The sequence below is a fragment of the Caballeronia sordidicola genome (assembly GCF_000729995.1).
Classification (GTDB): Bacteria; Pseudomonadota; Gammaproteobacteria; order Burkholderiales; family Burkholderiaceae; genus Caballeronia; species Caballeronia sordidicola_A.
Map to the genome: position 1 here is coordinate 32,437 of NZ_JNFG01000023.1, position 25,739 is coordinate 58,175.

The 25,739-nt window shown below is 59.2% G+C and carries 20 protein-coding genes; 11 read left to right on the forward strand and 9 right to left on the reverse strand.

Annotated features, from left to right (window positions below; genetic code table 11):
* Positions 1–125 precede the first annotated feature (125 nt).
* Together FH08_RS0122620 and gcvA are read left to right on the forward strand one after the other, a co-directional pair.
* A complete protein-coding gene (locus tag FH08_RS0122620) occupies positions 126–350 on the forward strand; it encodes a DUF1007 family protein (protein ID WP_031360538.1) in 225 nt (74 codons plus the stop codon).
* 479 nt (positions 351–829) lie between these two features.
* On the forward strand, positions 830–1,720 hold the full coding sequence (gene gcvA, locus FH08_RS0122625; protein WP_031360539.1) for a transcriptional regulator GcvA: 891 nt from the start codon (positions 830–832) through the stop codon (positions 1,718–1,720).
* A gap of 147 nt (positions 1,721–1,867) precedes the next feature.
* Here the strand turns inward: gcvA and FH08_RS0122630 are convergent, their stop codons facing one another.
* Complete coding sequence (locus FH08_RS0122630) at positions 1,868–2,647, reverse strand: alpha/beta hydrolase (RefSeq protein WP_031360540.1); 780 nt, start codon at positions 2,645–2,647, stop codon at positions 1,868–1,870.
* Positions 2,648–2,866: 219 nt separating this feature from the next.
* Here FH08_RS0122630 and FH08_RS0122635 point away from each other — a divergent pair, with 219 nt between their 5' ends.
* Positions 2,867–4,150 carry a tetratricopeptide repeat protein gene (locus tag FH08_RS0122635; protein WP_051888450.1) on the forward strand — a complete coding sequence of 428 codons (1,284 nt, stop codon included), beginning with the start codon at positions 2,867–2,869 and terminating at the stop codon, positions 4,148–4,150.
* Positions 4,151–4,217: 67 nt separating this feature from the next.
* Here the strand turns inward: FH08_RS0122635 and FH08_RS0122640 are convergent, their stop codons facing one another.
* Both FH08_RS0122640 and FH08_RS0122645 read right to left on the reverse strand, forming a co-directional pair.
* Positions 4,218–5,039: a hypothetical protein gene (locus FH08_RS0122640; RefSeq protein ID WP_031360542.1), complete on the reverse strand. Its 822-nt coding sequence runs from the start codon at positions 5,037–5,039 to the stop codon at positions 4,218–4,220.
* Positions 5,040–5,104: 65 nt separating this feature from the next.
* The gene (locus FH08_RS0122645) at positions 5,105–6,487 is read right to left on the reverse strand and encodes a sigma-54 dependent transcriptional regulator (RefSeq protein WP_031360543.1); all 1,383 of its coding nucleotides are present in this window, start codon (positions 6,485–6,487) and stop codon (positions 5,105–5,107) included.
* Positions 6,488–6,869: 382 nt separating this feature from the next.
* Here FH08_RS0122645 and FH08_RS0122650 point away from each other — a divergent pair, with 382 nt between their 5' ends.
* The 5 genes from FH08_RS0122650 to FH08_RS0122670 all read left to right on the forward strand — a co-directional run bounded on the left by FH08_RS0122650 (position 6,870) and on the right by FH08_RS0122670 (position 10,741).
* Positions 6,870–7,151, forward strand: a complete 282-nt coding sequence (locus FH08_RS0122650; protein WP_031360544.1) for a helix-turn-helix domain-containing protein — start codon at positions 6,870–6,872, stop codon at positions 7,149–7,151.
* Positions 7,152–7,372: 221 nt separating this feature from the next.
* The gene (locus tag FH08_RS0122655; RefSeq protein WP_031360545.1) at positions 7,373–7,798 is read left to right on the forward strand and encodes a phasin family protein; all 426 of its coding nucleotides are present in this window, start codon (positions 7,373–7,375) and stop codon (positions 7,796–7,798) included.
* Positions 7,799–8,027: 229 nt separating this feature from the next.
* Entirely contained in the window at positions 8,028–8,627 is a 600-nt protein-coding gene (locus tag FH08_RS0122660; protein ID WP_235210466.1) for a carboxymuconolactone decarboxylase family protein, read from the forward strand.
* Between the two features lie 230 nt (positions 8,628–8,857).
* Positions 8,858–9,709, forward strand: a complete 852-nt coding sequence (locus FH08_RS0122665) for a helix-turn-helix domain-containing protein (RefSeq protein ID WP_031360547.1) — start codon at positions 8,858–8,860, stop codon at positions 9,707–9,709.
* Positions 9,710–9,763: 54 nt separating this feature from the next.
* Positions 9,764–10,741 carry an aldo/keto reductase gene (locus tag FH08_RS0122670; RefSeq protein WP_031360548.1) on the forward strand — a complete coding sequence of 326 codons (978 nt, stop codon included), beginning with the start codon at positions 9,764–9,766 and terminating at the stop codon, positions 10,739–10,741.
* A gap of 201 nt (positions 10,742–10,942) precedes the next feature.
* Here the strand turns inward: FH08_RS0122670 and FH08_RS0122675 are convergent, their stop codons facing one another.
* Both FH08_RS0122675 and FH08_RS0122680 read right to left on the reverse strand, forming a co-directional pair.
* Complete coding sequence (locus FH08_RS0122675; protein WP_031360549.1) at positions 10,943–11,491, reverse strand: hypothetical protein; 549 nt, start codon at positions 11,489–11,491, stop codon at positions 10,943–10,945.
* A 219-nt stretch (positions 11,492–11,710) separates the two neighbouring features.
* Positions 11,711–20,308 (reverse strand): GH36-type glycosyl hydrolase domain-containing protein, encoded by an 8,598-nt coding sequence (locus tag FH08_RS0122680; RefSeq protein WP_235210467.1) that lies wholly within the window; start codon positions 20,306–20,308, stop codon positions 11,711–11,713.
* 86 nt (positions 20,309–20,394) lie between these two features.
* Here FH08_RS0122680 and FH08_RS53485 point away from each other — a divergent pair, with 86 nt between their 5' ends.
* Positions 20,395–20,568, forward strand: coding sequence for a hypothetical protein (locus FH08_RS53485; protein WP_235210468.1), 174 nt, complete (start codon positions 20,395–20,397; stop codon positions 20,566–20,568).
* Positions 20,569–20,727: 159 nt separating this feature from the next.
* Here the strand turns inward: FH08_RS53485 and FH08_RS0122690 are convergent, their stop codons facing one another.
* Positions 20,728–21,048, reverse strand: coding sequence for a hypothetical protein (locus FH08_RS0122690; protein ID WP_031360551.1), 321 nt, complete (start codon positions 21,046–21,048; stop codon positions 20,728–20,730).
* Between the two features lie 461 nt (positions 21,049–21,509).
* Between FH08_RS0122690 and FH08_RS0122695 the strand changes: the two genes are divergently transcribed.
* Together FH08_RS0122695 and FH08_RS0122705 are read left to right on the forward strand one after the other, a co-directional pair.
* On the forward strand, positions 21,510–21,746 hold the full coding sequence (locus FH08_RS0122695) for a hypothetical protein (RefSeq protein WP_031360552.1): 237 nt from the start codon (positions 21,510–21,512) through the stop codon (positions 21,744–21,746).
* 257 nt (positions 21,747–22,003) lie between these two features.
* Complete coding sequence (locus FH08_RS0122705) at positions 22,004–22,912, forward strand: cation diffusion facilitator family transporter (protein WP_031360553.1); 909 nt, start codon at positions 22,004–22,006, stop codon at positions 22,910–22,912.
* Between the two features lie 860 nt (positions 22,913–23,772).
* Here the strand turns inward: FH08_RS0122705 and FH08_RS54415 are convergent.
* The 3 genes from FH08_RS54415 to FH08_RS0122725 form a co-directional block, all read right to left on the reverse strand.
* Positions 23,773–24,036, reverse strand: a complete 264-nt coding sequence (locus tag FH08_RS54415) for a glycosyl hydrolase family 65 protein (protein ID WP_081889547.1) — start codon at positions 24,034–24,036, stop codon at positions 23,773–23,775.
* A gap of 251 nt (positions 24,037–24,287) precedes the next feature.
* Positions 24,288–25,085, reverse strand: a complete 798-nt coding sequence (locus tag FH08_RS0122720; RefSeq protein ID WP_031360556.1) for a PRC-barrel domain-containing protein — start codon at positions 25,083–25,085, stop codon at positions 24,288–24,290.
* Positions 25,086–25,248: 163 nt separating this feature from the next.
* Complete coding sequence (locus FH08_RS0122725) at positions 25,249–25,683, reverse strand: thioredoxin family protein (RefSeq protein WP_051888452.1); 435 nt, start codon at positions 25,681–25,683, stop codon at positions 25,249–25,251.
* Positions 25,684–25,739 lie beyond the last annotated feature (56 nt).

The window sequence follows — 25,739 nt, forward strand, 5'->3', positions numbered from 1 at the left end:
CGATAGTGCGATAAAAATGAATAGGTCATTGGCGCATCGTGCCGCAAGTTGATTTGGAAGGGCAAGGTTTCTTGATGGCGGTGTGACAAGGCTTTCCGTTTTCGCTGGTCGGCGATTTTTCAGGCATGCCCAAGTCCGGCCCGCTCAACGCCTGGTACGCGGCGACGTTCAAGGCACAGGCGTTTTCATTGCTCAAACGCTCGGACTACCTCACTCACGTTTTTGTCGATGGCAAGGCGCTTGCCCAGGTCAAGGCGCGCAACTTTAACGTAAGCATCGAGCAAGGGCATGTTGTTGACCGATTCCTGTTGCCGCTCGGAAAGCCAGTGGACTTAAACGTGAGCAAGTGATGATCGCTGTCTGGGACGATACATTTTCGTCGACTTTGAGAGTGCAGTGCAGCCCATGTTGACCCTCGATGCGGGCTTTCCTGGCAACTGCAACGGGGTGGCGTTCGAGGACCGCGATCACCCTAATTCTGTGGCTCTGTCTTTTCTCAAGCAGGCAAACCTGCCTCGGTAACCGGCGCGGTGGTGGACATCGCAAGATGATTGGCTTTGTGCTTCGCTGCTACCGTCACGTCAGAGTCACGGATGCGTGAAGCCCTCCTTCTCCGAATACAGATACCCCTATGCTTCATCACCGGTGAGTGAACCTGCCCAACGTTCACCCCACGCTATCCGCGTAAAACCATCCACCATATATGGACGCGTGACGAACCTCGCAGACAAACCGATTGCGTCAGAAAGCTTTTCCAGCGAATATATCTCTCTTGACACCCACCGAAAAACTGGAAAATCCCGCCTTTGTGTTAGCAAATCTGACCTGAATGCAGCATCCCCTACCTCCACTCAACGCGCTACGCGCCTTCGAAGCTGCTGCCCGCTTGGGCAGCTTCAAGGCAGCCGCAACCGAATTACACGTGACTCACGGCGCCGTGAGCCAGCATGTCCGTCTGCTCGAGGAGTGGCTCGGCGCACCTTTGTTTGAACGGCACAATCGGCGTGTCGTCCTGACGCCGGCAGCCCGCGCCTATCTCGCCGAAATCGGGCCCGCGTTCGAACAGGTCGCCGCCGCGACCGCAAGGTATGGCTATGTTGGCGGTGTATCGCCGCGCGTGCTGCGAGTGAACGGACCCGCCACGTTTGCATTGCGCTGGCTCGTTCCAAGGCTCGCAGGTTTTCAGAAGCTACATCCCGGCGTCGAGGTGAACCTGGAAACGTCAAATGAGCCCGTGGAAGCCCTGCAAGACGCCTTCGACATCATCATTCGCGGCGGCCCCGATACGTTCTACGGTTATTCAATGCGCCCTTTCCTGTCGGAGGAACGTCTGCCAGTCTGCAGCCCCGCATTGCTCGATCAACTGCCGCTTAAATCGCCGAGCGACCTGACCCATCACACGCTCCTGCATACATCAAGTCTCCCAAGGTTATGGAGCGACTGGCTCACCAAAGCGGGCGTTGCCGATCTCAAACCAGCCACGACACTAACGCTCGACCATTTCTATCTCACACTGCAAGCCGCACTCGACGGCATAGGCGTGGCGATGGGACCCACCGCCCTGATAGCAGATGATCTGGCATGCGGCCGCCTTGTCGCACCATTCGCCGGCCCGCTTCTTCCCGCCCGCAGTTACTGTACCTATGTGCCCGAGGCTAAGGAAACGGACGCGCTTGTGACTGCCTTCTGCTCGTGGCTGGAACGGGAAACCAGTATTTAAGCGGCGCTTAGCGAAAGTATCAAACGACTGCAGGGACTGGATCGCGGGGAAATAAGATTACATTAAAATATCAGCATTCCTATCTATATAGAAACGAACTGTCCAGCGATCCATGCCCTGCACCACCCTTCAATTTAAGAATTACGTTTAATCCTGCGCATGCTCGGCAGCTTGTTCAATCAAGGCCGCTACTTCCTTGGGATGCGATTCATACACCGAGTGACTCGCGCCGGCAATCTCGACTGTATGGCTATGGGCACGGGCTGCGTACATCCGTTCCAGGTCGGGATTGATGATCTTGTCCGATTTGGCGACCATGTACCAGCTAGGTTTTACCTTCCATGCCGGATCAGTCATGGCAGTTGAGAAAACCGAAGCCGAAGTCGGCATCTGTGCACGGGCTTCAAACTGAGCTTGCTTCAGCGGCAGGTCCGCGGCGAAGTCGCCAGCGTAGTTGGTCGGATCGAGGAACAGGAAACCGTCCGGTGTCTTCACGAGCGGGTGTGCGGAATTTGGAAACTTCTTGCCGTTGCCAACTTCAGTCTCACCAGTATCCAGGGCATGAGCCGCAATGTAGACCAAACCCGCTACATGGGGATCGTTTCCAGCCGACGTGATGATCGCACCACCATAGCTATGGCCGACTAAAATGGCCGGGCCGTCCTGACGGTCGAGAATACGTTTTGTGGCAGTAACGTCATCCGCAAACGACGTCAACGGTTCCTGCACCAGAGTCACGTTATAACCATCCTTGGTAAGGATATCGTAGACAGGTCTCCAGCCCGAACCGCCAACAAACGCTCCGTGGACGAGCACAATGTTCTTGACGGGACCTTTGGCGGGTTGAGTCTGTTGAGCCATGGCGCCAACTGAAATGAACGCACTGGCAATGATCGACAAAAATAACGTAGTGCGGCGGAGTTTCATTTTTATTTCCAAGGAAGTTTGCGGTTTGCAATGGGACGAACACACTTATCCACCCCGCTATTCCCGTCGTTATAAAATATTGTTCAATTCCCGTTCCACACGCAATGCGCGCCATGCTTTATCCGATGTCCTCAGCCGCCCGTGGTTAACGTTTTGTAAGCCGCGCCTGACACAAGAACTGAGACGCTTGCCAATGTCTGCTGCGGACAAGACAGCCCCATGAACCGGAAAACCCTCTCCGAGCGCGGACACACGGACCAGCGGCTTATAGAGTCAGCATGGCAAGCCTGGCAACAAGGCGACCTGACGGCGGCAGAACACGCCTACCGCAGCGTGCTTGACAGGGATGATCGCAATGGTCTGGCTCACAACAACCTGGCGAACCTCTTGCGGCAATGCGGGCGTTTCAGTGAAGCCGAAGCACACTATTGCCGCGCGCTCGAACAGATGCCGGATTCCGCGGAGATCAGGAATAACCGCGCAGGCACGCTCGAACGACTTCATCAGTATGAACAGGCAGAGATCGAATACCGCCGTGCGCTCGAACTGAAGCCGGATTTTGCCGAAGCACGTTTCAACCTGGGGATGCTTCTTCTGTCCGCCGGGCGTTATGCGGAAGGCTGGCAATACTACGAAGCGCGATCGGAAGTGTTTGGAGAGCACGGGCAGTTGCCCTTCCCTCAATGGAATGGCGAGGACCTGAGCGGCAAGACCCTGTTGCTCTTGCCGGAGCAAGGATATGGCGACACCGTACAATTCATCCGTTACGTGCCGCTGCTTAAAGCGCGTGGTGCGGAAAAAATATCGGTGATCTGCAAACCGGCACTTGCGCCTCTTCTGCGCACGGTGGAAGGGATCGATGCACTGGTCACCGACCCTCAGGCGCTTCAAGTTCACGATTACTGGGCTTCGCTGATGAGCCTGCCCTTACGCATGGGTACGACAGTCGAGTCGATCCCGGCGAAGATTCCCTATGTCGGTGTATTCACCAACCGCGTCGAGATGTGGCAAGCACGCTTACCCGGCGACGGTTTGCGTGTGGGGTTGGTTTGGAAAGGCAATGCTGACCACGACAACGATGCGCAACGGTCGTTAAGCCATTTCTCCGATCTGGCGCCGCTGTGGTCCGTCAATGGAATTCGCTTTATCAGCTTGCAAGTCGGAGATGCCGAAATGCAGGCTGACGAATGCAAAGTGCTGCAACCCGCTCGATGCCTGGGCCGGGAGATTCGCGATTTTGGCGATACCGCGGCCATCATCGCGCACCTCAATCTTGTCATCTGCGTCGATACAGCAATCGCTCACGTGGCCGGTGCACTGGGCGTTGCGTGCTGGTTGATGTTGCCGCAGACAGGAGTCGACTGGCGCTGGCATCGGACGGGGACCGGGTCACCCTGGTACCCCAACGACATGTATCTATTTCGCCAGCGCGAGGCGGGTTGGCCGGCCCTGATCGACGAGGTGAAAGATGCTCTGGCTAACATCATGCGGGGCGCCCGTTAGCCGGGCTTGCTTGAGCCGAACCTTTGATCCGTCGCATCCGCTGAACGCAGGCAGGCCCTATTCATCGTCAGCCTTGCCGGTTTCTTTCTTTTGCCGCCCGGGAAACAAGATGTTTTGCTTCCCAGCTCGAGGCGTCGATCGCGTACGCTTGCGTCGCATTGTCGGCAACGCACTGCCAGTCACCAATCGCATGGCAATGCCACGCGTGATGCAGCAATGTGTCGCGTGTATGTTCGCGGCTGGCGAGTTCGGTGCGCATCTGTTCTAACTGACCGCTACCTTCACTTCTCACCGATATCCCGGCGAGACTTCGGCGCGCCACCGACAGATTCCCGCCCTGCAGCGCGCGATAAAACGCGCTGACATCGGACTGCGGTGTTCGCGCGGTTTCATCGCCTGCTGCTTTCTGGTGACCATTCAAGAGAGAGGGCTGCGCCGGTAAAACGCTATTGCCCTGTCCCAGTGTTACCACCGGTCCTCCCTGGACCCGCGGCCCGGTCGCTGGTAAGTGTGTCCTGTCGATTGGCGGAGCGAAGCCGGTACCCGCCAAGTAGGGTTTGGTAACTGCATAAGCAACCAGCGCACCCGCACCAACGGCGCACGCAAAAGCGATGCGTGCTGCGCGCCGTTTCGCTGCGTTATCGGAATTATCGGAAAGCGGTGCGGTGTCCACCAGTCCGGGATACGCGCCCCGTGAACGCGTGCGGCGCGATACGTCGCGCGAACCACCTTTCTTCGCGATAGAAGGGGAAGATAAATTCGCCAGGCGCTGCATGATGGCCGGTTTTTCGCCGCATCGGCTGCATTCTTGCGCACCACCGGAATAGGTGTTCCCGCATCGCTCGCAGGTGCTCCATGCGGTGTAGTCAACCGACTCAAGCAAGCGCATAGGATTCTCCATCACTTACATTCATGGGTTCATCGTCCGCATCAGGATCCTTTATCCGTTATCCTTTACTCATGGTCACCGGCATCGATCGAATCGTGCGCTTCATCAGCGACTGCACGCGTAGGTATTCCAAGCTCCTGCATCAGCCGATGCAGATGCACGCGCGAGATGTCAAGGCTGCGAGCGGCATCGACAACCCGGCCTTTATGCACAAATAGCGCGACCTCGACCGCCCTTCTGTCTGCCGAAGCCCGTGCTTCGCGAAGCGAGTCCGGCGCGAGCGAAACCTGCTCCGCCAGTTCAAGGTCATCCGCGGTGATGAACTTGCCTTCGGAAAAAACAATCGCGCGACGGACACGATTGATCAGTTCCCGAACGTTCCCGGGCCAGCCGTAGTTATGCAATGCTGCAATGGCGTCGGGAGCGAAGCCATGTATCTTGCGCGCGCGTTCGTCTCTAAACCGTTCAAGTGCGTGCATTGCAAGCTCGGTGATGTCTTTCCCTCTCACGCGAAGGGGCGGCTCCCTGACCTCAAGCACGCAAAGCCGGAAAAAAAGATCTGCCCTAAACCTGCCCTGCTGCACGGCGGCTTGCATGTCCTGATGCGTTGCCGCGATCACCCGTACGTCCACATCGATAGACTCAAGGCCGCCCAGGCGTTCAATCTTGCGTTCCTGGATAAAGCGCAGCAACGCGGCCTGACTCTCATGCGGCAGGTCGCCAATTTCGTCGAGGAACAACGTTCCGCCATGCGCCTGCTCGACTCGCCCTATCTTGCGCTGCGTGGCCCCTGTGAAGGCTCCGCGTTCGTAGCCGAACAGTTCGGAATGCAGCAGATCAGGGGGAATGGCGCCGCAGTTCACCGCCACGAAAGGCATATCGCGGCGCGCCGATTGCGCGTGAATCATCTGCGAAGTCAACTCCTTGCCGGTTCCTGACTCGCCCGAAATGAACACGGTTGCATCGGTCGCGGCCACCTTTCGAATGGTCCGATGAAGTTCCAGCATGGCGTCGGATGAACCGATCACTCCGTGGCGTAACGCATCCTTGAGGTCAGGCGTTTCTACCTCTGTACGAAGAACCTCCATACCAATCGCCCGCCCAGCTATGTTCACGATCCGCTCATACGATGTCGGCAGCGTTACGAAATCGAAGCAATGGGTTGCGATGACGTCTCGAACGGCCGTCCACTTTCGCGTCTCCTGCGATACCAGCGCAACCCATGCCACCAGCACGGATTGCGAGAGCTGTTCGACCCTTGCGATCCGGCGCTCGTGGATACCGTCTGTCAGATCGAGCAACCCAGCCATGGGCGCATGCGCCAACTTTGCTTCTGTGTGATGACCCATGGCCGGCACGACAAGCCAGGCGCGGTCACTGAGGCGCCTTAATAGCGATTCGTTTGGCTTACCTCCAACGTATAGAAGCGTGCGATGTGCGCTGTCCATTTTGTAAGGGGCTCTCCGGTAGACCCTCTTTGCATCTTTAGTCTTGACGGCCTTTGGCACTCACCAATCGGTTCGCGACAGACAGGCGAGTCGAATGAGTGGACGAACGGGGCGAACCCATGACAACACGGCACATGCGCGGCAAGCGGAAACTAACGGGAAACCCGATCAACCGAATTTCCCGTCTTGACGCGATCCTAGCGGCGCCAATTCGCGACAGGTGAAACCAAAAGTTACCTTGCGTATCCGTCGACGAGAAATGGTCGTTTTGTGTAACGCGCGTAACGAGACTGCGTAAGCGTTACTTGAGCATTTTTTGGACCTTAGCTGAGCCTTAGACTCGCCTTACAGTTTCGTCGTCGAAAGGAAGCCATGGGGCAGGATGCCCGGCGATAGGCACGCCACGCTCGGCGTTCTCCGTGCGCGTCACGGGCTCGTTGGCGAACCGGGGATGCACTACGCCGCGCGGTGGAAAATGCAGGCGGCGCTCCCGCGGCTGCGAGAAACGGCTTCATCCCTGGCGGAATTGGCGAACTTTGTTGGATACGACTCTGAAACCGCCTTCAGCCGGGCATTCAAGCGAATCATGGGTTGCGCCCGAGGCAGCAAGACGCGCTGCCCGAAACGACAGCGGCGCGGGCGCGTTCCCGCTTGCGGTGCATGACGCTACCAAGCTTGAGATTGGCCAAGGCCGCGCCGAACAGATCTGCCGCCGGATCCTTTCTGACAGTCAGCTAAGCGCGAGACCGTCGTCCTGTGCGCGTTTTCCCTTGGATTCAGTAAAGATCGTTAGCCTGTACTATCGAAAGAGCGTTGGGCGCTACCCTCTTCGCCTGAGGAGCGTCGGCGTTTCCGCGAACGTGAACATATCTTAGGGAGAGGCACATGACGAAGCCCGAGTACAGCGACCCGTTCAGTCAGTTTTCCGCGATGTTCCAACAGTACAAACTTCCGGGATTCGACGTGCAGGCAATTCTGGATGCCCGCAGAAAAGACGTCGAAGCCCTGGCGGCCGCGAACCGCGTCGCATTCGGCGGTATGGAAGCACTTCGAGATAAACAGATCGAGATCCTGCGCCGGGCCCTCAACGACTTCCAGGGCATTGCGCAGCAGTACGCCACCACGCCGGCCAAAGCTTCGTCCAATCCGACCGAAGTCGTTCAAAAGGCACTGCATCAGGCACTTGCCGATATGCAGGAAATCGCTCAGAAAACGCAGCAGGCCCAGACCGAAGCGTATGCCATTGTGACGAAGCGAATTGAAGAGGCGGCCAAGGAATTGAAGTCGTCTCTGGAGCAACCTAAGGAGTAGTCAAGCGACTAGCCCTGCATTGGACTTCACCGGGAACGCGACCGCCGTTCCCGGTTTTCTTCACGGTACCTGCTTTATTCCTGCTTTACCCCCCTTCGAAAAACTTCGCGCCGCTGGCTTACCGCGGGCGTAGACCCGTCCTCATTACATCCGAGGTAATTGAACGTATTCGTGCGATCGCTAAGATGTAGTCATCTGCTTGCGGTATCAGCGCTTTAAAAAGCATCGCATGGAGATACGCACACAGTTTCGTCCAATCAATGGAAAGAAATTAGGAATGCATAGCTTTACACTTCACACAATCGAATCGGCGCCGGAAAATTCCAAACCAACCCTGCATGCGCTGGAACAGAAGTTCGGATTTTTACCAAACGTGATGGCAACCATGGCAGGAAACCCCGTTCTCCTCAACGGGTTTGCCGGCAGCTTCGCAAGTTTTCATGGCGGAAGCCTCGACGAATGCGAGAAGCAGGTTCTGCTGCTCACCAACGCGGTCACGATCAAGTGTCCGTGGACCGTTGCGGCTCACTCCACGTTTGCGCTCGAGGACGGCATGAGGGAGTCCGACGTCAAGGCGATCCGCGAGGGAAGATTGCCGGACGACCCGAAGTACGCGGCGCTGTCCGGCCTGACCCGAGCCCTGATCGAAAAGCGAGGCAATGTAGCTGAGGAAGATATCGAAAGCTTCACTTCCGCGGGATATTCACCGCTTCAGATCTTCGAGGTCATCACCAGCATTGGTGTGTCCACCATGGCCGCCACTACGACAAACATGGCGGGTACGCCGGTTGAAGAGCGCTTTAAAGCTCAGGCATGGACGCCTGCATGACGAGGAACCGCCACTGAGCGGTGACGATCGCGCATGGTTCGCGTCGAACCATGCGCGAATACTGTCGTCGCTGCGACCGCCGACTCAACTGGGCGGCGGCCGGTCGACTTGATGAGTTAAGAGTATTCTTCGTTGCTGGATCGAGCAGACCGCGAACGCTGGCGACGGTCTAACGCGCCGCCCGGTCGATCATTCACGATCACCTGAACCCTCTTGCGGATGAAAGACTCATGAATTCTGCGCGCCTCAACACCAAGCCGCCTGCCAACGAGCTCGGTTTGCTGCTGCGCCAATGGCGCGACATACGCGGCAGAAGTCAGTTTGAGTTATCTCTTGATGCGGGCGTGTCGCAACGGCACGTCAGCTTTATCGAAAGCGGGCGCAGCGTTCCGAGCCGCCAGATGTTAATGGATATTGCCCAGGCGCTTGACGTTCCTCTTCGTGAACGCAATACATTATTACTGGCAGCCGGCTACGCTCCCATCTATCAGGAAAGCGCGTGGGACGCGCTCGAAATGCAGAGTGTGACCAGTGCGCTAGCGCGCATCTTGCGTCAGCATGAACCCTTTCCGGCGGTGGTAATGGATCGCTATTGGAACGTGCTCATGACCAATGAATCTGCGCCGCGATTCTTCAATAGTTTCATCAACCTGTCTGCGCGTAAGAGCCCTCGTAACATGCTGCATCTCATGTTCGACCCGGCGGGCATGCGCCCGTTTATTGCCAATTGGGAAGACGTGGCGAAAAGCCTGATCCAGCGTGTTTATCGTGAATCCGTCGGACACGTCATTGACGACAAAACCCGGGTATTGCTTGCGGAGCTGCTCGCTTATCCTGATGTCCAACCCGGCTGGAAATCCCCTCGGTCCGTGAGCGCCACGGATGCTACGCGCTCCCTGCCCGTCATACCCATGAGCTTCGTCAAAGACGACGAAGTGCTGAGTTATTTTTCCATGGTCACCACAGTAGGAACCCCGCAGACCGTCGCCGCGCAGGAACTGCGTATTGAATCCATGTTTCCGGCGAACGATGTCACGGAAACCCGCCACATCGCCATGCTTGGCAAGGTTGCGGCGGAGTGATGAAAGAATATGTCCGCGATGCAAGACCAACCCGTTCATAGGGAGTTATCTGCGATGAATTATCGAAAATTCGGTTCGACTGGCCTCGATGTTTCGCCACTCTGTCTCGGCTGCATGACCTACGGCACGCCCGATCGCGGCAATCACACCTGGACGCTCGACGAAGACAAAAGTCGTCCGCTGATCAGGCAGGCGCTGGACGCCGGCATCAATTTCTTCGATACCGCCAACGTCTATTCCGATGGGACATCGGAGGAAATTGTTGGCCGTGCGCTAAAGGAATTCGCGCACCGCGATGAGATCGTGATCGCCACCAAGGTCTTCAATCGCATGCGTCCCGGACCAAACGGCGCGGGATTGTCACGCAAGGCGATCTTCGCTGAAATCGATAACAGCCTGCGGCGCCTTGGCACCGATTACGTCGACCTGTATCAGATACATCGATGGGATCACACCGTGCCTATCGAGGAAACGCTCGAAGCACTGCACGACCTAGTCAAGATGGGGAAGGTGCGGTATATCGGCGCGTCGTCCATGCACGCATGGCAGTTTTATAAGGCGCTGCACGTGTCGCGGCAGCATGGCTGGGTCGAGTTCGCCAGCATGCAGAATCACGTGAACTTGCTGTATCGCGAGGAGGAGCGCGAGATGTTGCCGCTATGCGCGGATCAAGGTAAAGCCGTGATTCCGTGGAGTCCGCTCGCGCGCGGCCGACTCACGCGCGACTGGAACGAAACCACCGAGCGGCAGAACACGGACAATTACGGCGAAATCCTCTACAAAGCGACACTCGATGCCGATCGCAAAGTGATCGACGCGGTAGCAAGCGTTGCCGCGGCGCGCGGGGTATCGCGTGCCGTGGTGGCGCTGGCCTGGGTCGCGCAGAAGAGCCCGGTGACGGCGCCGATCATCGGCGCGTCGAAACCGAATCATCTGACTGACGCCGTCGCGGCATTGTCGCTGAACCTTACCGCCGATGAAATTGCGACACTGGAAGCGCCGTACCTGCCTCATCGGGTCGCGGGGATCTGAAACGCGGGATGGGCAAGGACCGGGGAGCGCTTGCGGCCGGTCCGCGCCTTCGGGACTGAAGGTCAAGCTCGCGACACCGGTTGATCATAGGGAGGCCAGTGTTCACCCGCGTGTTCTCCGGCAACCTGCCCCTCCAGATGCGCCAGCGTCCGCGGTCTCAATCTCTGCTTTGGCGAATCCGGGTCGCGGCAGGCAACGCATTTATTGCGGATAAACGCTCACCAGAAACTCACCGAATGTATCGAATACAGGCCTGTTTTCGAGCACTACGTCTACCGTCGGCACTTCCGCATTTTCCTCTTCGACGACCATGAAGCAAAACTCCGGCGCCGCCAACGAAAGCGCTGCCCGGGCATCGGCCAGGTTCCGCTCCGCATCCAAAAGCAAGCTTGCCTCTTCCGCAGCCACCGGCCGTGCAGACGAAGGCGGACCTTTGCGAATCATGTGCACGGTCAGCTTGGCTTCGTTGAGCAACGCGGGAGGCACCAGATGGAACTCGCAAAGCGAGAGCGTTCCCCGTGTCTCTGCAATCTCCAGAAAAAATTGCATGCCCTCATAAGTCGCTGTATATCGTTTCGCCTCACCTGCCGCCGTGAACCCGCTTTTCGTAAAGTGGTTCTTGAATTCGGCGACCGCCGTGCTTTTGGCCTGGGCGACGGCTGCGTTCAACCGCTCGGCGAATTGCCTTTGCAACGGCCCGACCTGAGCCTTCAGTTTCGCGATTTCTTTAACGGTTCGAAGATCCATCATTTTTCTCTGTGGGTTGCCAGGCGGGTGTGCCGTTCTGGCGAAAGACCATTGGCACGGGTGCTGTTGTACCCGTTGCGTGAGGCCGGAAGTTCGACGTATCGGATACGCAAAACAAACTCGTTGCCTGAATGACGTAATGTACTCTTTGATCTCGAGAGGGACATTCCCGGCGCGTTTGAGCGCCCAGGACCTCCTTCACGCGAAGCATCAGGCGAATCGTTACGCAAGGGTCAGCGAAACCGCACTCGCGACCCGTGGCATCCCGATCTCGACGCTGTGCTCGCGCCCATCGTCGATCAAGCGCACCTCTGCGTTCGATTGCAACACGCCATCGAGAACGAGACGCTGCACACCATCACCCGAGGACTGGTCGACTGAAATACGAAACAGCGTCTTGCCGAAGCGGTAGCTCAACTCAAACGACTGCCAGTCGGCCGGCAGCAACGGTGTGACACTCAAGCGGTCGCCCCTGACCCGCAGCCCAAGCAACGACTCAACCAGCAGCCGGTACATCCAGGCTGCCGAACCTGTGTACCAGCTCCACCCGCCCCTGCCCGCATGCGGGCTTACGCCATATACATCGGCTGTCATCACATACGGTTCGACCTTGTATTGTTCGATCGAGCGAGCGTTGTTGCCGTGAAGGACAGGGTTGATCATCCGCAGCAGTTCCCAGGCACGCTCACGGTCGCCCAGCGCGGCGAACGCCATCGTCGCCCAGATTGCTGCGTGCGTGTATTGACCGCCGTTTTCGCGTACGCCCGGGACGTATCCCTTGATATAACCTGGATCGACGGCTGATCGATCGAATGGAGGATCGAGAAGCTGGATCAGCCCGGCGTCACGTTTGACGAGGTAGCGATCGAGCGAAGCCATCGCCTCCAGCTGTCGTTCGTCCGAACCTGCTCCCGACAGCACGGACCAGCTTTGCGCGATCGAATCAATTCTGCACTCTTCATTGCCGGCGGATCCGAGCGGCGTGCCATCGTCGAAATACGCCCGCCTATACCACTCGCCATCCCAGCCATGCGCTTCAAGGTTGGTTTGCAGCAAGACCGCGTGGTCGTGGCAACGGCCGGCGAAGGCGGTGTCATCGTGAGCCTTTGCCGTTTCAGCGAATCTTAGTAGGACGTCGTAGAGGAAGAAACCAAGCCACACGCTTTCACCGCGACCCTGCGCCCCCACGCGATTCATGCCGTCATTCCAGTCACCGCAGCCGATCAGCGGCAGCCCATGCGCACCCTGCGTCAGACCGTGTTCAATCGCCCGCACACAATGTTCGTAAAGTGTTTCGACCAGCGCCGAGCGTCCCGGCAAATCGTAATAAGAGTCCTCGCCCGGATTGACCGGCCGCCCTTCGATGTAACCGATCCGCTCATCGAGCACGCTCATGTCGCCAGTGATGCACACGTAGCGGCTCGTTGCCACGGCGAGCCACAGGTAGTCATCGGAGCAATCGGTACGTACGCCGCGACCGAGCGGCGGATGCCACCAGTGCTGCACATCGCCCTCTGGAAACTGGTGAGCGGCGCACAGCAGGAGATGCTCGCGGGCAAGTTGCGGCGTGGCATGGATCATCGCCATGGAATCCTGCAACTGGTCCCGAAAGCCGAACGCGCCGCCGGACTGGTAATAACCGCTGCGTGCCCAGAACCGGCAGGCTATGACCTGATACATCAGCCAGCCGTTCACGAGCACGTCGACCGCCGGCTCGGGCGTCCTGACCTGCACCTGCCCTAGCGTCGCCTGCCAGTGCTTGCGCACCGCATCGAGCGCGTTGGCCGCGGCAACCGCGCCGCGAAACTCTTTCGCGATGCCGCGCGCGGACAGTGCGTCATGCGCCGCGCCCATCCGGAAAACGACCTCGTGAGTGTCACCATCGGCCAGATCGAAGTCCGCCTTGAGCGCCGCACACGGGTCGAGTCCGGCACCCGCGTGTCCTGACAGACGCGCCTGGCGCATGGCAGCGGGCGCCCGCAGGCTGCCGTTGCGACCGATAAATTCACGGCGGTCGCAGGTGAAGCCCGCCACCGTGTCGTCAACTGCGAAGAACGCGACGCGGCCACCGAACTCCATCGAATAATCGTTGCGGGAAAAGAGCGCTCCGCTAAGCGGATCGGCCTCGGTGACGATATGCATGGCGGATTTCTCGCGCAGTTCGCCAAGCGTCCACTCGACGTAGCCGGTGGCTGAAAGGCGTCGTGCGCGTCCCGACACGTTGCGGATCTTGAGCACCGAAAATTTGACGGGTGCGTGTAGCGCGACATACATCCACAGCTCTGAACGGATGCCATCTTCCTCATGCTCGAACACGCTGTAGCCGAAGCCGTGGCGAGTCGTGTACGTGCCGTTGCCGCGCCGGGGCAACGGCGTGGGCGACCAATAGTGTCCACTCTCCTCGTCGCGCAGGTATAAGGCTTCGCCGCTCGTGTCGCCGACCGGATCGTTAGCCCACGGAGTCAGTCTGAATTCGTGGGCGTTCTCGCTCCATGTATAGGCCCCTCCGCTCTCCGAGACGACCGTGCCGAAGCCCGGGTTCGCAAGCACGTTGGCCCATGGCGCGGGGGTCGTGTGACCCGGCTCCAGCTTGATGACGTACTCGGTGCCGTCGGCTGAAAAACCGCCATATGCGTTCTGCAGAATCAACGCGTCTGCCCGCGTCCGTGCATGCACCCCGGGCAACCGGCTGGCAATATAGTCGCTCACCGGTTCGAAAGGAACGGCGATCGTATCCGGGCGCCGGCGCTCGACTTGCTCGGCCAGGCTGCCCCGCGTGTCGGCGACAATAATGCGTGCCACCGCCTGCATCAGGTCACGGTCCTCGCGTGACAATTGCTGCGCAGGCCGAACAAAAATTCCACCAGGCCGATCTATCAGGTTCGCTTCCGTGCCGGAGGCGATCAGGCCCATGATCAGGTCCTGCAGGTTCTGGCGATAGCCGGCGTGGTCCTCGTTCCAGATGACCAGGTCGACGGCGAGCCCTTTCTGGCGCCAGTAGGCATGCGCCTGCACCATCTGCCGGACCAGCTCGATGTTAGCCATGTCGGTGATCTGCAGCAGCACGATAGGCAGGTCACCCGAGATCGACTGGCCCCACAAGCCGGACTGGTTACGCCGGTTGGCGACCAGCACGCCAGCCTCGGCACGCAACGACGCGTTTGCGTAGATGATCGATGCCGCCATCTGCTCGTAGAGCCGCGCATCGGACACCGTGGCGTTCATCTGCCGCAGCGACACCTGGCTATGCGTCCAGGCCAGGTCGAAGACACGGTCGGCGAGTTGCCGGTCGCGGTATTTGTTGATCAGGTGCAGGCAGCCGTCGCGGCTGTCGCTGATGCCTGTCACGAAATCGATCGTCGCCGTCTGCCCCGGGTTGAGCGTAATCCGGCAGCGAATTGAAACGATGGGGTCCAGCACCGACCCGGCGCTGTTCGAGAGCCGGCCCTGGGTGTCGGAGCCGTCATCCATCGCGGCGGGATGAACCACGGTCCTTCCCCGGCCGATAAAACGCGCCCGGTCGGTCTCGTAGGAAATCGCGTCGATGTCCACTCCGTGCGCCGCGAGCAGATGACACATCCACGGCACCGCTTCCTTGCTCGAACGAGCCCGTCGCGTGCACAGGATGGCTTGCAACGGCTCCAGCAGTTCGGTCTGCACGAACAGGTTGCTGAAGGCGCGATGCGCCGCGTCGGCCGCGGCGGGCGCGAGCACCACCTCGCCATAGCTCGTCAGTTCAATCGTGCGCCGCACCCGTGCGCGATTCGTGATGCGAAGGCGTCGCAACTCGATATCGTCTTCCGGCGACACCACGATCTCGGTATGCGAGTCGAAGTCGCGTTCACGCACGCGGAACTCGGCGCGCGCGTCAGAGAAAATGGCTTCGTAGAGATCGGGACGCCTGAGTGTCGGCTGATGTGCGCTCGACCAGAACTCGCCGCTTGCCACGTCGCGCAGATAACAGAACATGCCCCAGTTGTCGGACGTGATGTCCTCGCGCCAGCGTGTCACCGATAGATCACCGCACAGGCTGTAGCCGCCGCCGGCGCTACTGACCATCACGTGATAGCGGCCGTTCGACAGCAGTTGCACGGAAGGCCTCGGGCGGTCGGGGTCGGTGAAGATCCGCAGCTTGGTCTCCGCAATGAGCGCGGCCGCATCGACGGCAGGCAGGCCCGGGGTCGGCAGATATTCGGTTGCGGTCTTCGGAATACGCTCCTGCAGCAGCAGGGTCGTGGCCTTGAACTGCGGGTCGGATTCGAAGCGGCGTTGCATCGGTTGCCCGAGCAGGCAGCTCGCCATCGACAACAGGCTCATGCCCTGGTGATGCGCCATGTACGACTGGATCACCACCGAGGTCTGGCCGCGCGGCACGCGTGCCTGAGTATGGTCGATAGCTTCGTACAGACCGTAGCGACCGGCTGCTCCCGTTGTTGCCAGACGCTGCAAGTTACGGCAAGCGGCTTCCGGGGTCACCATCAACGCGAGCGCAGTGGCGTAGGGCGCGATGACAACGTCGTCACCGAGTCCGCGCTTCAGGCCGAGACCTGGAACGCCGAACGCGCGGTACTGGTAGTTCAACTGGGCGTCGAGCACGTTGTAGCCCGACTCGGACACCCCCCATGGCACGCCCAGTTGATGACCGTACTCGATCTGCCGGGCAACCGCTGCGCGGCAGGTCTGGTCGAGCAAGGTGCCTTCATAGCTCGGCATGACCAGCATGGGCATCAGGTATTCGAACATCGAACCGGTCCACGAGAGCAGGACCGGGACGCCTCCGGTACTCGTGAGCAAACGTCCCAGTGTGAACCAGCTCTCTTGCGGTAACTGGCCCTGCGCGATCGCCACGAAGTTGGTCAAGCGCGCCTCGGACGCGAGCAGGTCGTAGAAACCGGCATCCAGACGCCGCTCGTCCACGTTGTAGCCAATGCTCAACAACTCGCGGTTGATATCATAGAGGAACCTGAAATCCATCATCGCCATATCGCCGGAGAGTTCTGCCAGCCGGTTGACTTGCGCGATGCGATCGATCGCTGCGCTGCGTACTTCGATGGCGCGTGCCGTGGCCGACTCGGGCCACAGGTTCACGTCGAGCTGCGCAAGCTGCCGGAACGTCGGCAAACCTGGAAGCGCATCGGCGGCTGGCGGCAGGTCGAAACGGTCAAGCTCGCCGGCGATGTCACGGCATTGCGCCGACAGCGCTTTTGACCAGAAGAAAAGATCGCTATCCGCGGGACCTTTGATCTCGTGCGCGAGCGTTGCGGCCAGGGCCAATACCTCATGCATGGCTGCAACTGCTTCGGCCGAAGTGCGCGGCGGGCTTGCCGACGCTGCTTTCAACTGAGCCTCGAAGGGCGCAAATGCCTGGAGATCAAACTCTGCTACGTGTGCCGCCGCGCGATAAGCGTCGAGCGTATCGGCGAGACCGGCGAACATGCGCGGACTGAATACCGGCTCGTCCGCCACCTCCAGCAGCCCGCGGCTCAACGTCATCAGATGGCCGGCAAGATTGCCGCTATCGACCGTGGATACATAACGCGGTGCAAGCGTCTGCAATGTACCCGTGTCGTACCAGTTGAAGAAATGATTGCGATAACGCTCGAGGCCATCCATGGTCGCGAGCGTCTCGCCGATGCGCGCGAGCATTCGCCCTGCGCTCAGATAACCAAAATCGAAAGCCGCGAGGTGCGCGAGCAGGCCCATGCCCATGTTGGTAGGAGACGTACGGCGCGCCACGGTCATTGCGCCCGTAGTGGGTACTTCCTGGATATTGTCGGGCGGCAGCCAGTGGTCTTGTGGTCCGACATAGTCGTCGAAAAAGGCCCACGTCTTGCGGGCAAGTCCGCGCAGAAAACGCGTCTCGGCGGCAGCCAGGGCGCCCCGGTTCTGGACGGGAGGACGGCTGATCCACCAGGCAAGCAGCGGAGACAGAATCCACAGCAACGCGAACGGCGCGAGCACCACCAGAGTTCCCGGTGTCCTGATGAACGACAGGACCAGACCGGCACCGAGCAGCGGGCCAATCCACATCTGCCGGTACAGCGACTTCGGATCGTTGGTTGCGACCCGCTCCACTTCACGGGATGCGTTCCATTGCAGCAACTTGCGCTTGCTGAACACGATGCGCCAGAGCGTGCGCACGATGGCATCCAGACTGTAGTGCGCCTCGTGAGGCAGCCATGCAAGAGCGAGCATTGTGCGCGCCAGATGACGGCCGGCCGATTGTGCGGTCAACGCCACGTGCCGGCGCAGCGGCATGTCGTGCGGCTTCTGGAGGAGCTCGATCAGGCTGGCGGCCAGCGGCATGCTGAATGTCAATGCCACCACGCCGATGGTCCATGCGACAGGCTGCCATCCGCTTATCCACCCCATCAACACCATGGCGAGACCAGCGACGGGCGAGGCGCTACGGCGCAGGTTGTCGAACAGTTTCCAGCGCGACAGCAAGGAAAGAGGATTACGCGCCAGGCCGCCATGTTCAGTGGGCGCCCACGGAAAGATCCACGGCAGCAATTGCCAGTCACCGCGAATCCACCGGTGCCGCCGGTTGACGTCGGCGCTGTAGCGGGCCGGATACTCCTCGTACAGATACACATCACTCAGCAGGCCCGCTCGTGCGTAGCAGCCTTCTATGAGGTCATGGCTCAGGATCCGGTTGTCAGGAAAACGCCCCTCCACGGCCTGCTCGAACGCATCGAGTTCGTAGATCCCCTTGCCGATGAACGACCCTTCGTGGAACAGGTCCTGATAGACGTCCGAAGCGGCGCGGGTGTAGGGATCGATACCGGCATCGCCACCGAACAGCTGCGCATACGCCGAGCGCGCCGTGCTCGGAAGACTGATCCCCACGCGCGGCTGAAGAATCGCATGGCCCGAGCTCACGCGCTGCTTGTCCGCGTCATAGACTGCTGCATTCAGCGGATGCGCGATCGCGCCAATAAACTGGCTGGCTGCGTCACGCGGGAGCTGGGTGTCCGTATCGAGCGTAATGACGTATCGCACGCGTGGCAACGCCGCAATGTCCCCCACGATCAACGAGAAACGATCGCTCCCCGTGCCACGCAGCAGCGCATCGAGTTCGGCGATCTTGCCGCGCTTTCGCTCATGCCCCATCCAGATTTTTTCGATGGCGTTCCAGCGTCGCGGGCGATGAAACAGGAAGAAACGGTCACCCTGGGTGTCCGGATATTTTTCATTCAAGGCTTCAATGCTCAGCCGTGCGCGCAACATCAGTGCGGCGTCTTCGTCGCGGCTCTCGGAAGCCGAATCCATGAAGTCGGTCAGCAGGCTGAAATGCAGATGCGGATCGCGATTCGCCAGGAAGCGTACTTCCAGCCCCTCCGCCAGATCCTCGACGTCTTGCGCGTTGCCGATCAGCGACGGGATCACGACGAGGGTGCGCATCTGCGCCGGAATCCCCTTGCTGAAGTCGAGGCGTGGCAGCCAGTCGGGCTGCACCGTCAGCGTGACGAACCAGTTGACGAAGTCGATAGCAACGCGGCTGGTCATCAGCAGCACCGGCACGGCGAGCACGGTCAGCAAACCGCCCTGCCATCCGTGATGACGCGCTGCATCGAGGAAGGGCCACCCGAACAGGATCGTGATCAGCGCCGCCAGTGCCAGGTAGATGGGCAACGGCGCACGGCGCAAGATGCGCCGCCACGCTTCGAGCGCATTCACCTTCGCCTCGACGTGCCGTTCAAGCCCGCCGACACCATCGCGCAAGAGATAGAACCCGACGTGATGTTCAACACCGCGGCCCGTGTCCGATTCAACCGCTCCCTTCGCCAGGTCGATCGCGGCGCGCGCCACCGTTTCTTCCGGGCGCCGGCTCGCGCGCGCGAGCCGTTCTACGCTGTGCCGGTAACGGTCGCGCGTGGCGAAATCCATTGCCCGGTAAATATTGGCAGGATCTTCGCTCAGGATCTGTTCCACGATGCTCGTGCTTTCGACGAAATCGCGCCAGTCGGTCGCGGAGAGCAAGCGCAGGCTGCTGATGCTGTTGCTGATCGACACCTGGTCTGCTGCCTGCTGCTGCGCCTCCAGTTGCACCATCCGGTCGATGCTCAGGCCCGACTCCGATAACAATTGTTCGATCCACGTCAGCGGCAGTGCCAGCGTTGCGCTCTGGCCTTGCAGACGTCGCGCGAGCTCGGCCACGAAGGAACTGGCCATCGGCGGGTTCGAGCGTGCCATGTCGGCAACCGTCAGCACCACGCTTTTCGGGTCTTGCCCAGCCGTCTCGGTCATCCGGTCGGCCCAATACCCGGCAAGATTGCGATCGTCGAGATCGGTCGTCACGCGACTTGCCACGCGGCGCAGATTCTCGATCAATGCGAGCCGCAACATGATGGGAATCGCCCAGAGTTCGCCGAGGGTGAGCGGCGTGGCGGTCTGATAGGCAGTGATAAAGCGGGTGAGACTTTCGACATTGACGCGGCCGTCGCCGTGCGAGATTGTCTCCAGCGCAATGCCGTACACGCGCGGCAATTCGTGAGACGGTCCATCGGCCAGACGCGGTAATTCGCGGCTATAACCCTTAGGAAGATGGTGCCGCGCAATACGAATCTGCTCCGCGATCAGGTAGTAATTGTCGAGCAGCCACTCCGCTGCGGGGGTGACCCTATAGCTGTTGAGCGTGGCTTTCGTGAGGCGTTCGTACGCACTTAGCAGCGTGGCTTCATTATTCGTGAGGCGTGGCAGCAGATGATCCAGCCCTGCACCCGTACTTAACCGATGCTGCCCCGCAAGCCGCACCCCGTGCAGTTCCATCTGGTCCGCGCTGAACAGTTCGGCACGCAGTGCGGGCTCTTGAGGCAAGCGGCGAGATGCGCTCTTCCATCGTGCGAACGCCCGCAAAAGCGATCCAGGTTTGAGCGGTAAATAAGAACGGGAAAAGGCCATCATTGTCCAAAATTGCAGACTGGCGAACTGTCGGCATGGTGCGCGAAGCTGCGTGGCTGGCGTGGGGAGTGGAGTCGGGGAAGCGAGCGCTTGCGGCGAGCGCCAACGCGTCCCCTGAACATCGCACGTCAAAGTCGACGCGAGCGTTTGAAGCGGTGAAAGCTACCGCGAGCTAACGCGGCTGCCGCGCCGTGCGCTCGGTGTTCACCGGCTCACGGAGGGGATCGCCACGGGCTCGGGTGGCGGGACGCGGGAATCCCTGCGGGGACTCCCCGCAGGGATTCCCCTTTATATGAACGGCAACGCCCGATGAAACGTGGCGGCTCTTTAGCTCTTTAGTCGAATGGGCGGACGAACACATCCCGCCTGGCCGGATCGGAGACAAACTTGAACAACGACATCCCGGCAGGTTTGGCTTTCAGGTCACCATTAATGGCGGTGTGTACGGCCTTGAAGGTCTGCCCGACAGCATCGCTCAGTCCGTTTGTCCCGGCGAGGATAGGCGCCCGGGCACAATAATCCCGGACAAACGTATTTCCCGACGCTTGCAACAGTGAAACCATGACTTCGAAGTCAGTGCCGTGTATGCGATGGCTCACAACCAACTTCCCTTCTCCGTGCCCGGCTAGCAACTCTTCAACGATCTGGCGATTCATTTCTACTGACTTCTCCTTTGGCCGTCATACAGCGACGCTGCAAGACCGGCACCCGCGACTGATGCTGGCGCAGTGGGTGCCTTCTTTAGGGGAACACAAATCGGCCGCTTAAAGGCAATTCTTTTTAAAGACCGCATTCTTGCGCTTGTCACGCGTTAGTCACAGAAGTGGCAAAACGCACTGGTTCGCGCATTTCGGAGGCATATTAACGATGAAAACACGCAAAACAACGTTAAAGAATCAATTAAGCGGTGCGCTTGGCGATCGTCTTCGAGCGCTCGCTTTGGCGCAGGCACCCAATCATTCATTGCCCGTATAGAAATTGAATGCCGCCGCGAGCGCTCCCGGCAAAAATTCGACATTTCACTTTGCGAACCCTCGTGCCCGCTTATTGCCGGCTCTTGATAGAATTGATTCGGTCAATGGTTGCTTAACGATTGATCACACCATTGGAGTTCAATTTGGCAACGTACGAAGTCGATTTTTTCCATAGCTCGGCAGAATCGCCGGAAACTTACAACCAGCACGTCACCAACCACACAGTCTCGGGCGTCCCGGACTATCTGCTTGGTGAAGCCGCAGTAGCGCACATCACCGCCCGCTTGCTGCATGACAACCCTAGCTTCAGGCGGATCCGTAATCTGAGAATCCTGAACACGGGCGTTTCACCGAATTCAAGCAAGCCGGGTGGCGAGTGAATCGGTTTCAGGCTGGCTTCAAGGCCTAAGGGTTGCACGGGTCAAAGCCGATTTTGGTCGTTCCTGGAATTGATACTGAGCGCTCCGCCGATGACCGATGAGTTAATCAGGCTGGTTCATCGAGCGGGTTCATCGATCGCGCTCGTCCATCAAACGCCAAAACACGCTCCCCGCCTGCACACCGATCAAGCCGCGCATATTAAACGCTTGCATGCGACTGTCGTAGCATGACGGCTTACGAAGCGAGACGTGTGCCCATGTCCGGATACCTGTCGAATCAAAAGCTGCGCCGGTTCGCCTCGATCGTGGCGCTCGTTGTCGCCCTGACCCTGGTTGGCGTCAAAGCCTGGGCATGGCTTGCCACAGGCTCGATCTCGCTACTCACCTCTGCAGCCGACGGTCTGGTCGATGTCGTCGCATCCTTCGTCACATTTCTGGGCGTCCGGTACGCTGGGCGCCCTGTCGACCGGGGTCATCGCTATGGACATGGCAAAGCGGAAGCCGTGGCCGCGCTGGTGCAGGCGTTGTTGCTAACGGGCGCGGCCGTGGGACTCGGGATTGAATCCGTCCAGCGCCTGTTCGTCCCGCAACCGCTCACGGATATGGGCTTCGGCTTGTGGGTGATCATTGCCAGCCTGGTTGCTGCAAGCGGGCTCGTCGCATTGCAGACCTATGTCGTCAAACGCACGGGGTCCACGGCAATCGCGGCGGACCGGGCGCATTACGTCACCGACGTTGCGGTGAATATTGCCGTGCTGGTCGCGCTGGCACTTGAACGATTCCTTGCCTGGAACCGGGCCGACGCAATAGGCGCGCTAGCCATTTCCGGCTACATGCTGTGGAATGCGCGGGGCATGGCCCTGCAAGCGTTGAATCAGTTACTCGATCGGGAACTCGATACGTCTGACCGGGAGCGGGTCCGGTCCGCTGTGCTCGGTTGCGAAGGTGTTCTGGGCGTTCATGACATCAGGACCCGAAATGGCGGAGACCGTGTGTTCGTGGAGTTTCACGTTGAGGTGGATGGCGCCATGTCCGTTGAACAGGGCCACACCATTGGAGATCATGCGGAAGACGCTGTGAGATCGATATTCCAGGCGGCAGATGTGGTTGCTCATCTGGAGCCCGCCGGCATTGATGATCGGCGCCTGGACGATTTGGTCAAGTGATCCAGCGAGCAGTGCACGATCGAGATCGACTGATCGTGGGACATCAACGCGCGATCCATTGCGGTACGCTCTCGCCTTCCGATTGCCTACTCAGGCACTGCGCCCTTCCCTGGATCAGCGCCAGCGGAAAACTGACGAAACTCCCTTTCTGCATGCGTAATCAGTTCGGCGCATGTGACATACATCCATGCGGGGTTCCCGTCGGTCGTGTACATCCCGCGGCACAAGCCTTTTACGCGAATCGTCGAACTGCCAGTGCCGTCGCCCATGAGGGTGCGCGACGCCCATAAATAAAGAACACCTGATTCATGCGGCTCCGCTGTCTCGATGACCGTTTTGTTCGCGCGAATAATGTTCGTCACCGAGTGCTGCGTAACGAATTCCCGAGTCCTTTGCCACATCGCGTCGCACGCCACCTGCCCCACGCAGTCTATCGCTGCGTCATCGCGAGCCACATCTAAAGCAACCTCGTAACGATGACTGTCTATTGGGGACCCGCTCATAGTGCAAGCGCCGAGACCCGCGACTGCCATCATTAATGCAAGTCTTCGTTTCATAGTCTTCCCAGCCATTTTCGAGGCAATCGTTAAATGCCAGGCCTCAGATCCTCGTAGCAGATACCGCGGGCAGTCTCCGTTCGAAACGTGGTTTACCCAACGGCTGCATTTCAATAAGCAGTTCGAAATAATCGATCACGGATTGCAGCAAGAGACATATTTCTCTTTCGGTTCTACCTCCCGTTGCGACGTAAACCCCGTTTAGTTAGAAACCGCTCGCTCTTTTCATTGCATCACGCACTGGCACCCCGCCGTTGATCTGTATCAACGTTGTCGGGCATTTGCCGTGTTGCGGCAGGAAGATCATCCACTGTCGGAATCCGTTGCGACCGAAAGCGCCCGCGCACGGCTTAGCTCGAAGGCCTTTCCGCTGACAACGACCGTCATTGGCTCTCCTGCATTCAGTGTCACCTCAAGGGTTACCGTGGCACGTATGATCCCGACTCTGAGGTGCCGGCCGCGCCACTGCAGTCCAAAACGAAGGCTCTGCCATGCGGCCGGAACGTGCGGATCCAGGGCCGAATGGTCAGCGTGCAGCGATAGCCCCGCAAAACCGAGCGCAACGATAAGGCCGTTGCCATTGCAAGGCGTTTTCCAGACGACGTCTTATTCCATACGCCCAGATCCTGCTCGACATGCTCGGGTAAAAGCCCCGTGTCCGACACTACAAGGGCCACGTTGAGCGTGATTTCGCCTTCGCCCCGCTCAAACTCCATCTGAAAGAGTTGCGGGCCGATCGCACGATGGCTGAGGGACGCGAGGTGCATGCTTCGTAGCCGGACCGAGATCGTTCGTAGAGAGTCGCGTCAGTGGTCGCCTCACCGCGAAGCACGGTTGCCTTTCGTCCAGTATCCTTCTTTGCTATGGAACGTGTGCAGCGCTGCTTCGTAGGTACGACTCAGCGGCACCAGATCGTCGTAGTCCGGGCACTTCTTGATCGCTTCACGTGTGAGGCCGGTGACAATGCTGGAGCCGAACCAATCGACAGAGTCAACCCACTCAGTCGCCAAAAGCACGGTCTTTCCTCCGGGCCACCAGTTTCGAGTGTCGACCGTCACGTAACGAATGACCCATGCTTCATCATCGAAGATGAAGCCAGACACGTGACCTATGCTCCCGTCTCGCGCCTCGATGTGGTAACCCGTCACAGCCTCGGTACTTCGCAGATGCACATCCTCCGATTGCGCGTCGTCCTCAAGTTCATCCGGATCGAGTGATGCCGTCTGGATACCCGGGCCGATCTGCATTGAACCGAGCACCGGGAAACCGCCCATTCCCCACGAGTCGCTCCCGCCCCAGTACTCTGGATAGCCGTAGTAGCGGAGATAGTCCAGCTCACGCTGACGAGACACCGGTTGTTGCGTATTGATACTCGGGCTGTTCTTCACCTGCTCGCGCGTCAGATCCACAGACACCGTGCTCGCGCCTGGGTCCGTATGTTTAACGGAATAGGGTGAAATCAATACGCGATGACCATTGAGCCAGTTTCCCGTATCGACAACGAGATAACGGACACCCCATGCCTCATCATCAAAATAGACTTCGTCGACGCTACCCAATACTCCATCACGTGCAGCGACCGCGCTACCCTTAAGACTTTCCATGCTTCTCAACATGCTAAATACTCCTCATATTAGAGCTGGCAACAAGCCTGGCCGCAGGTTGCGGAAACGATCAGAGCAAGCTTCGCGCGTCCGTGACACTGTTGTAGATCGTCACCGCCGAGCCGTGATGATTTTCAGACAACAGTGCACTTCCAGGGCCGACAAGACACTTTTACTACGTTGTCTTCTCGAGATGCGGTTGCAGCCAAAGATCGAGCTGCCCCGCAGTCATCGCGCCGCAGTGGCGTTCTATCTCCTGCCCATTCCTGAAAATGACAAGCGAGGGGACGCATTCAATTCCGTAGCGTTGGGCGAGCGATGCCTCCCTGTCCGTTTCCACTTTCGCAAACAATGCCCGCCCGGCGAGCTTACGAGCGCCAGTGGAAAAATGGGGCAACATCGCCTTCGATACGTTGCACCATCGGGCCCAGAAATGAATGACGATTGGCAGGTCGGACGCACCAACATACTGATCGAACGTAGCCGCGGTTAGTGAAATCGGACCACCGACGGACGATCGTTTGTGGGCAGGGATCCGCGCAGGGGTAGCGGCAATCGATTCGGGTGAAAACCCCTTCGAAACCGGGTCGTTTCCATAAAGCCTGTTCATATTCCACTCCGCAGTTCATCCTTACAACGGCCCGCACGTGGTCGCTTGTAATCGGG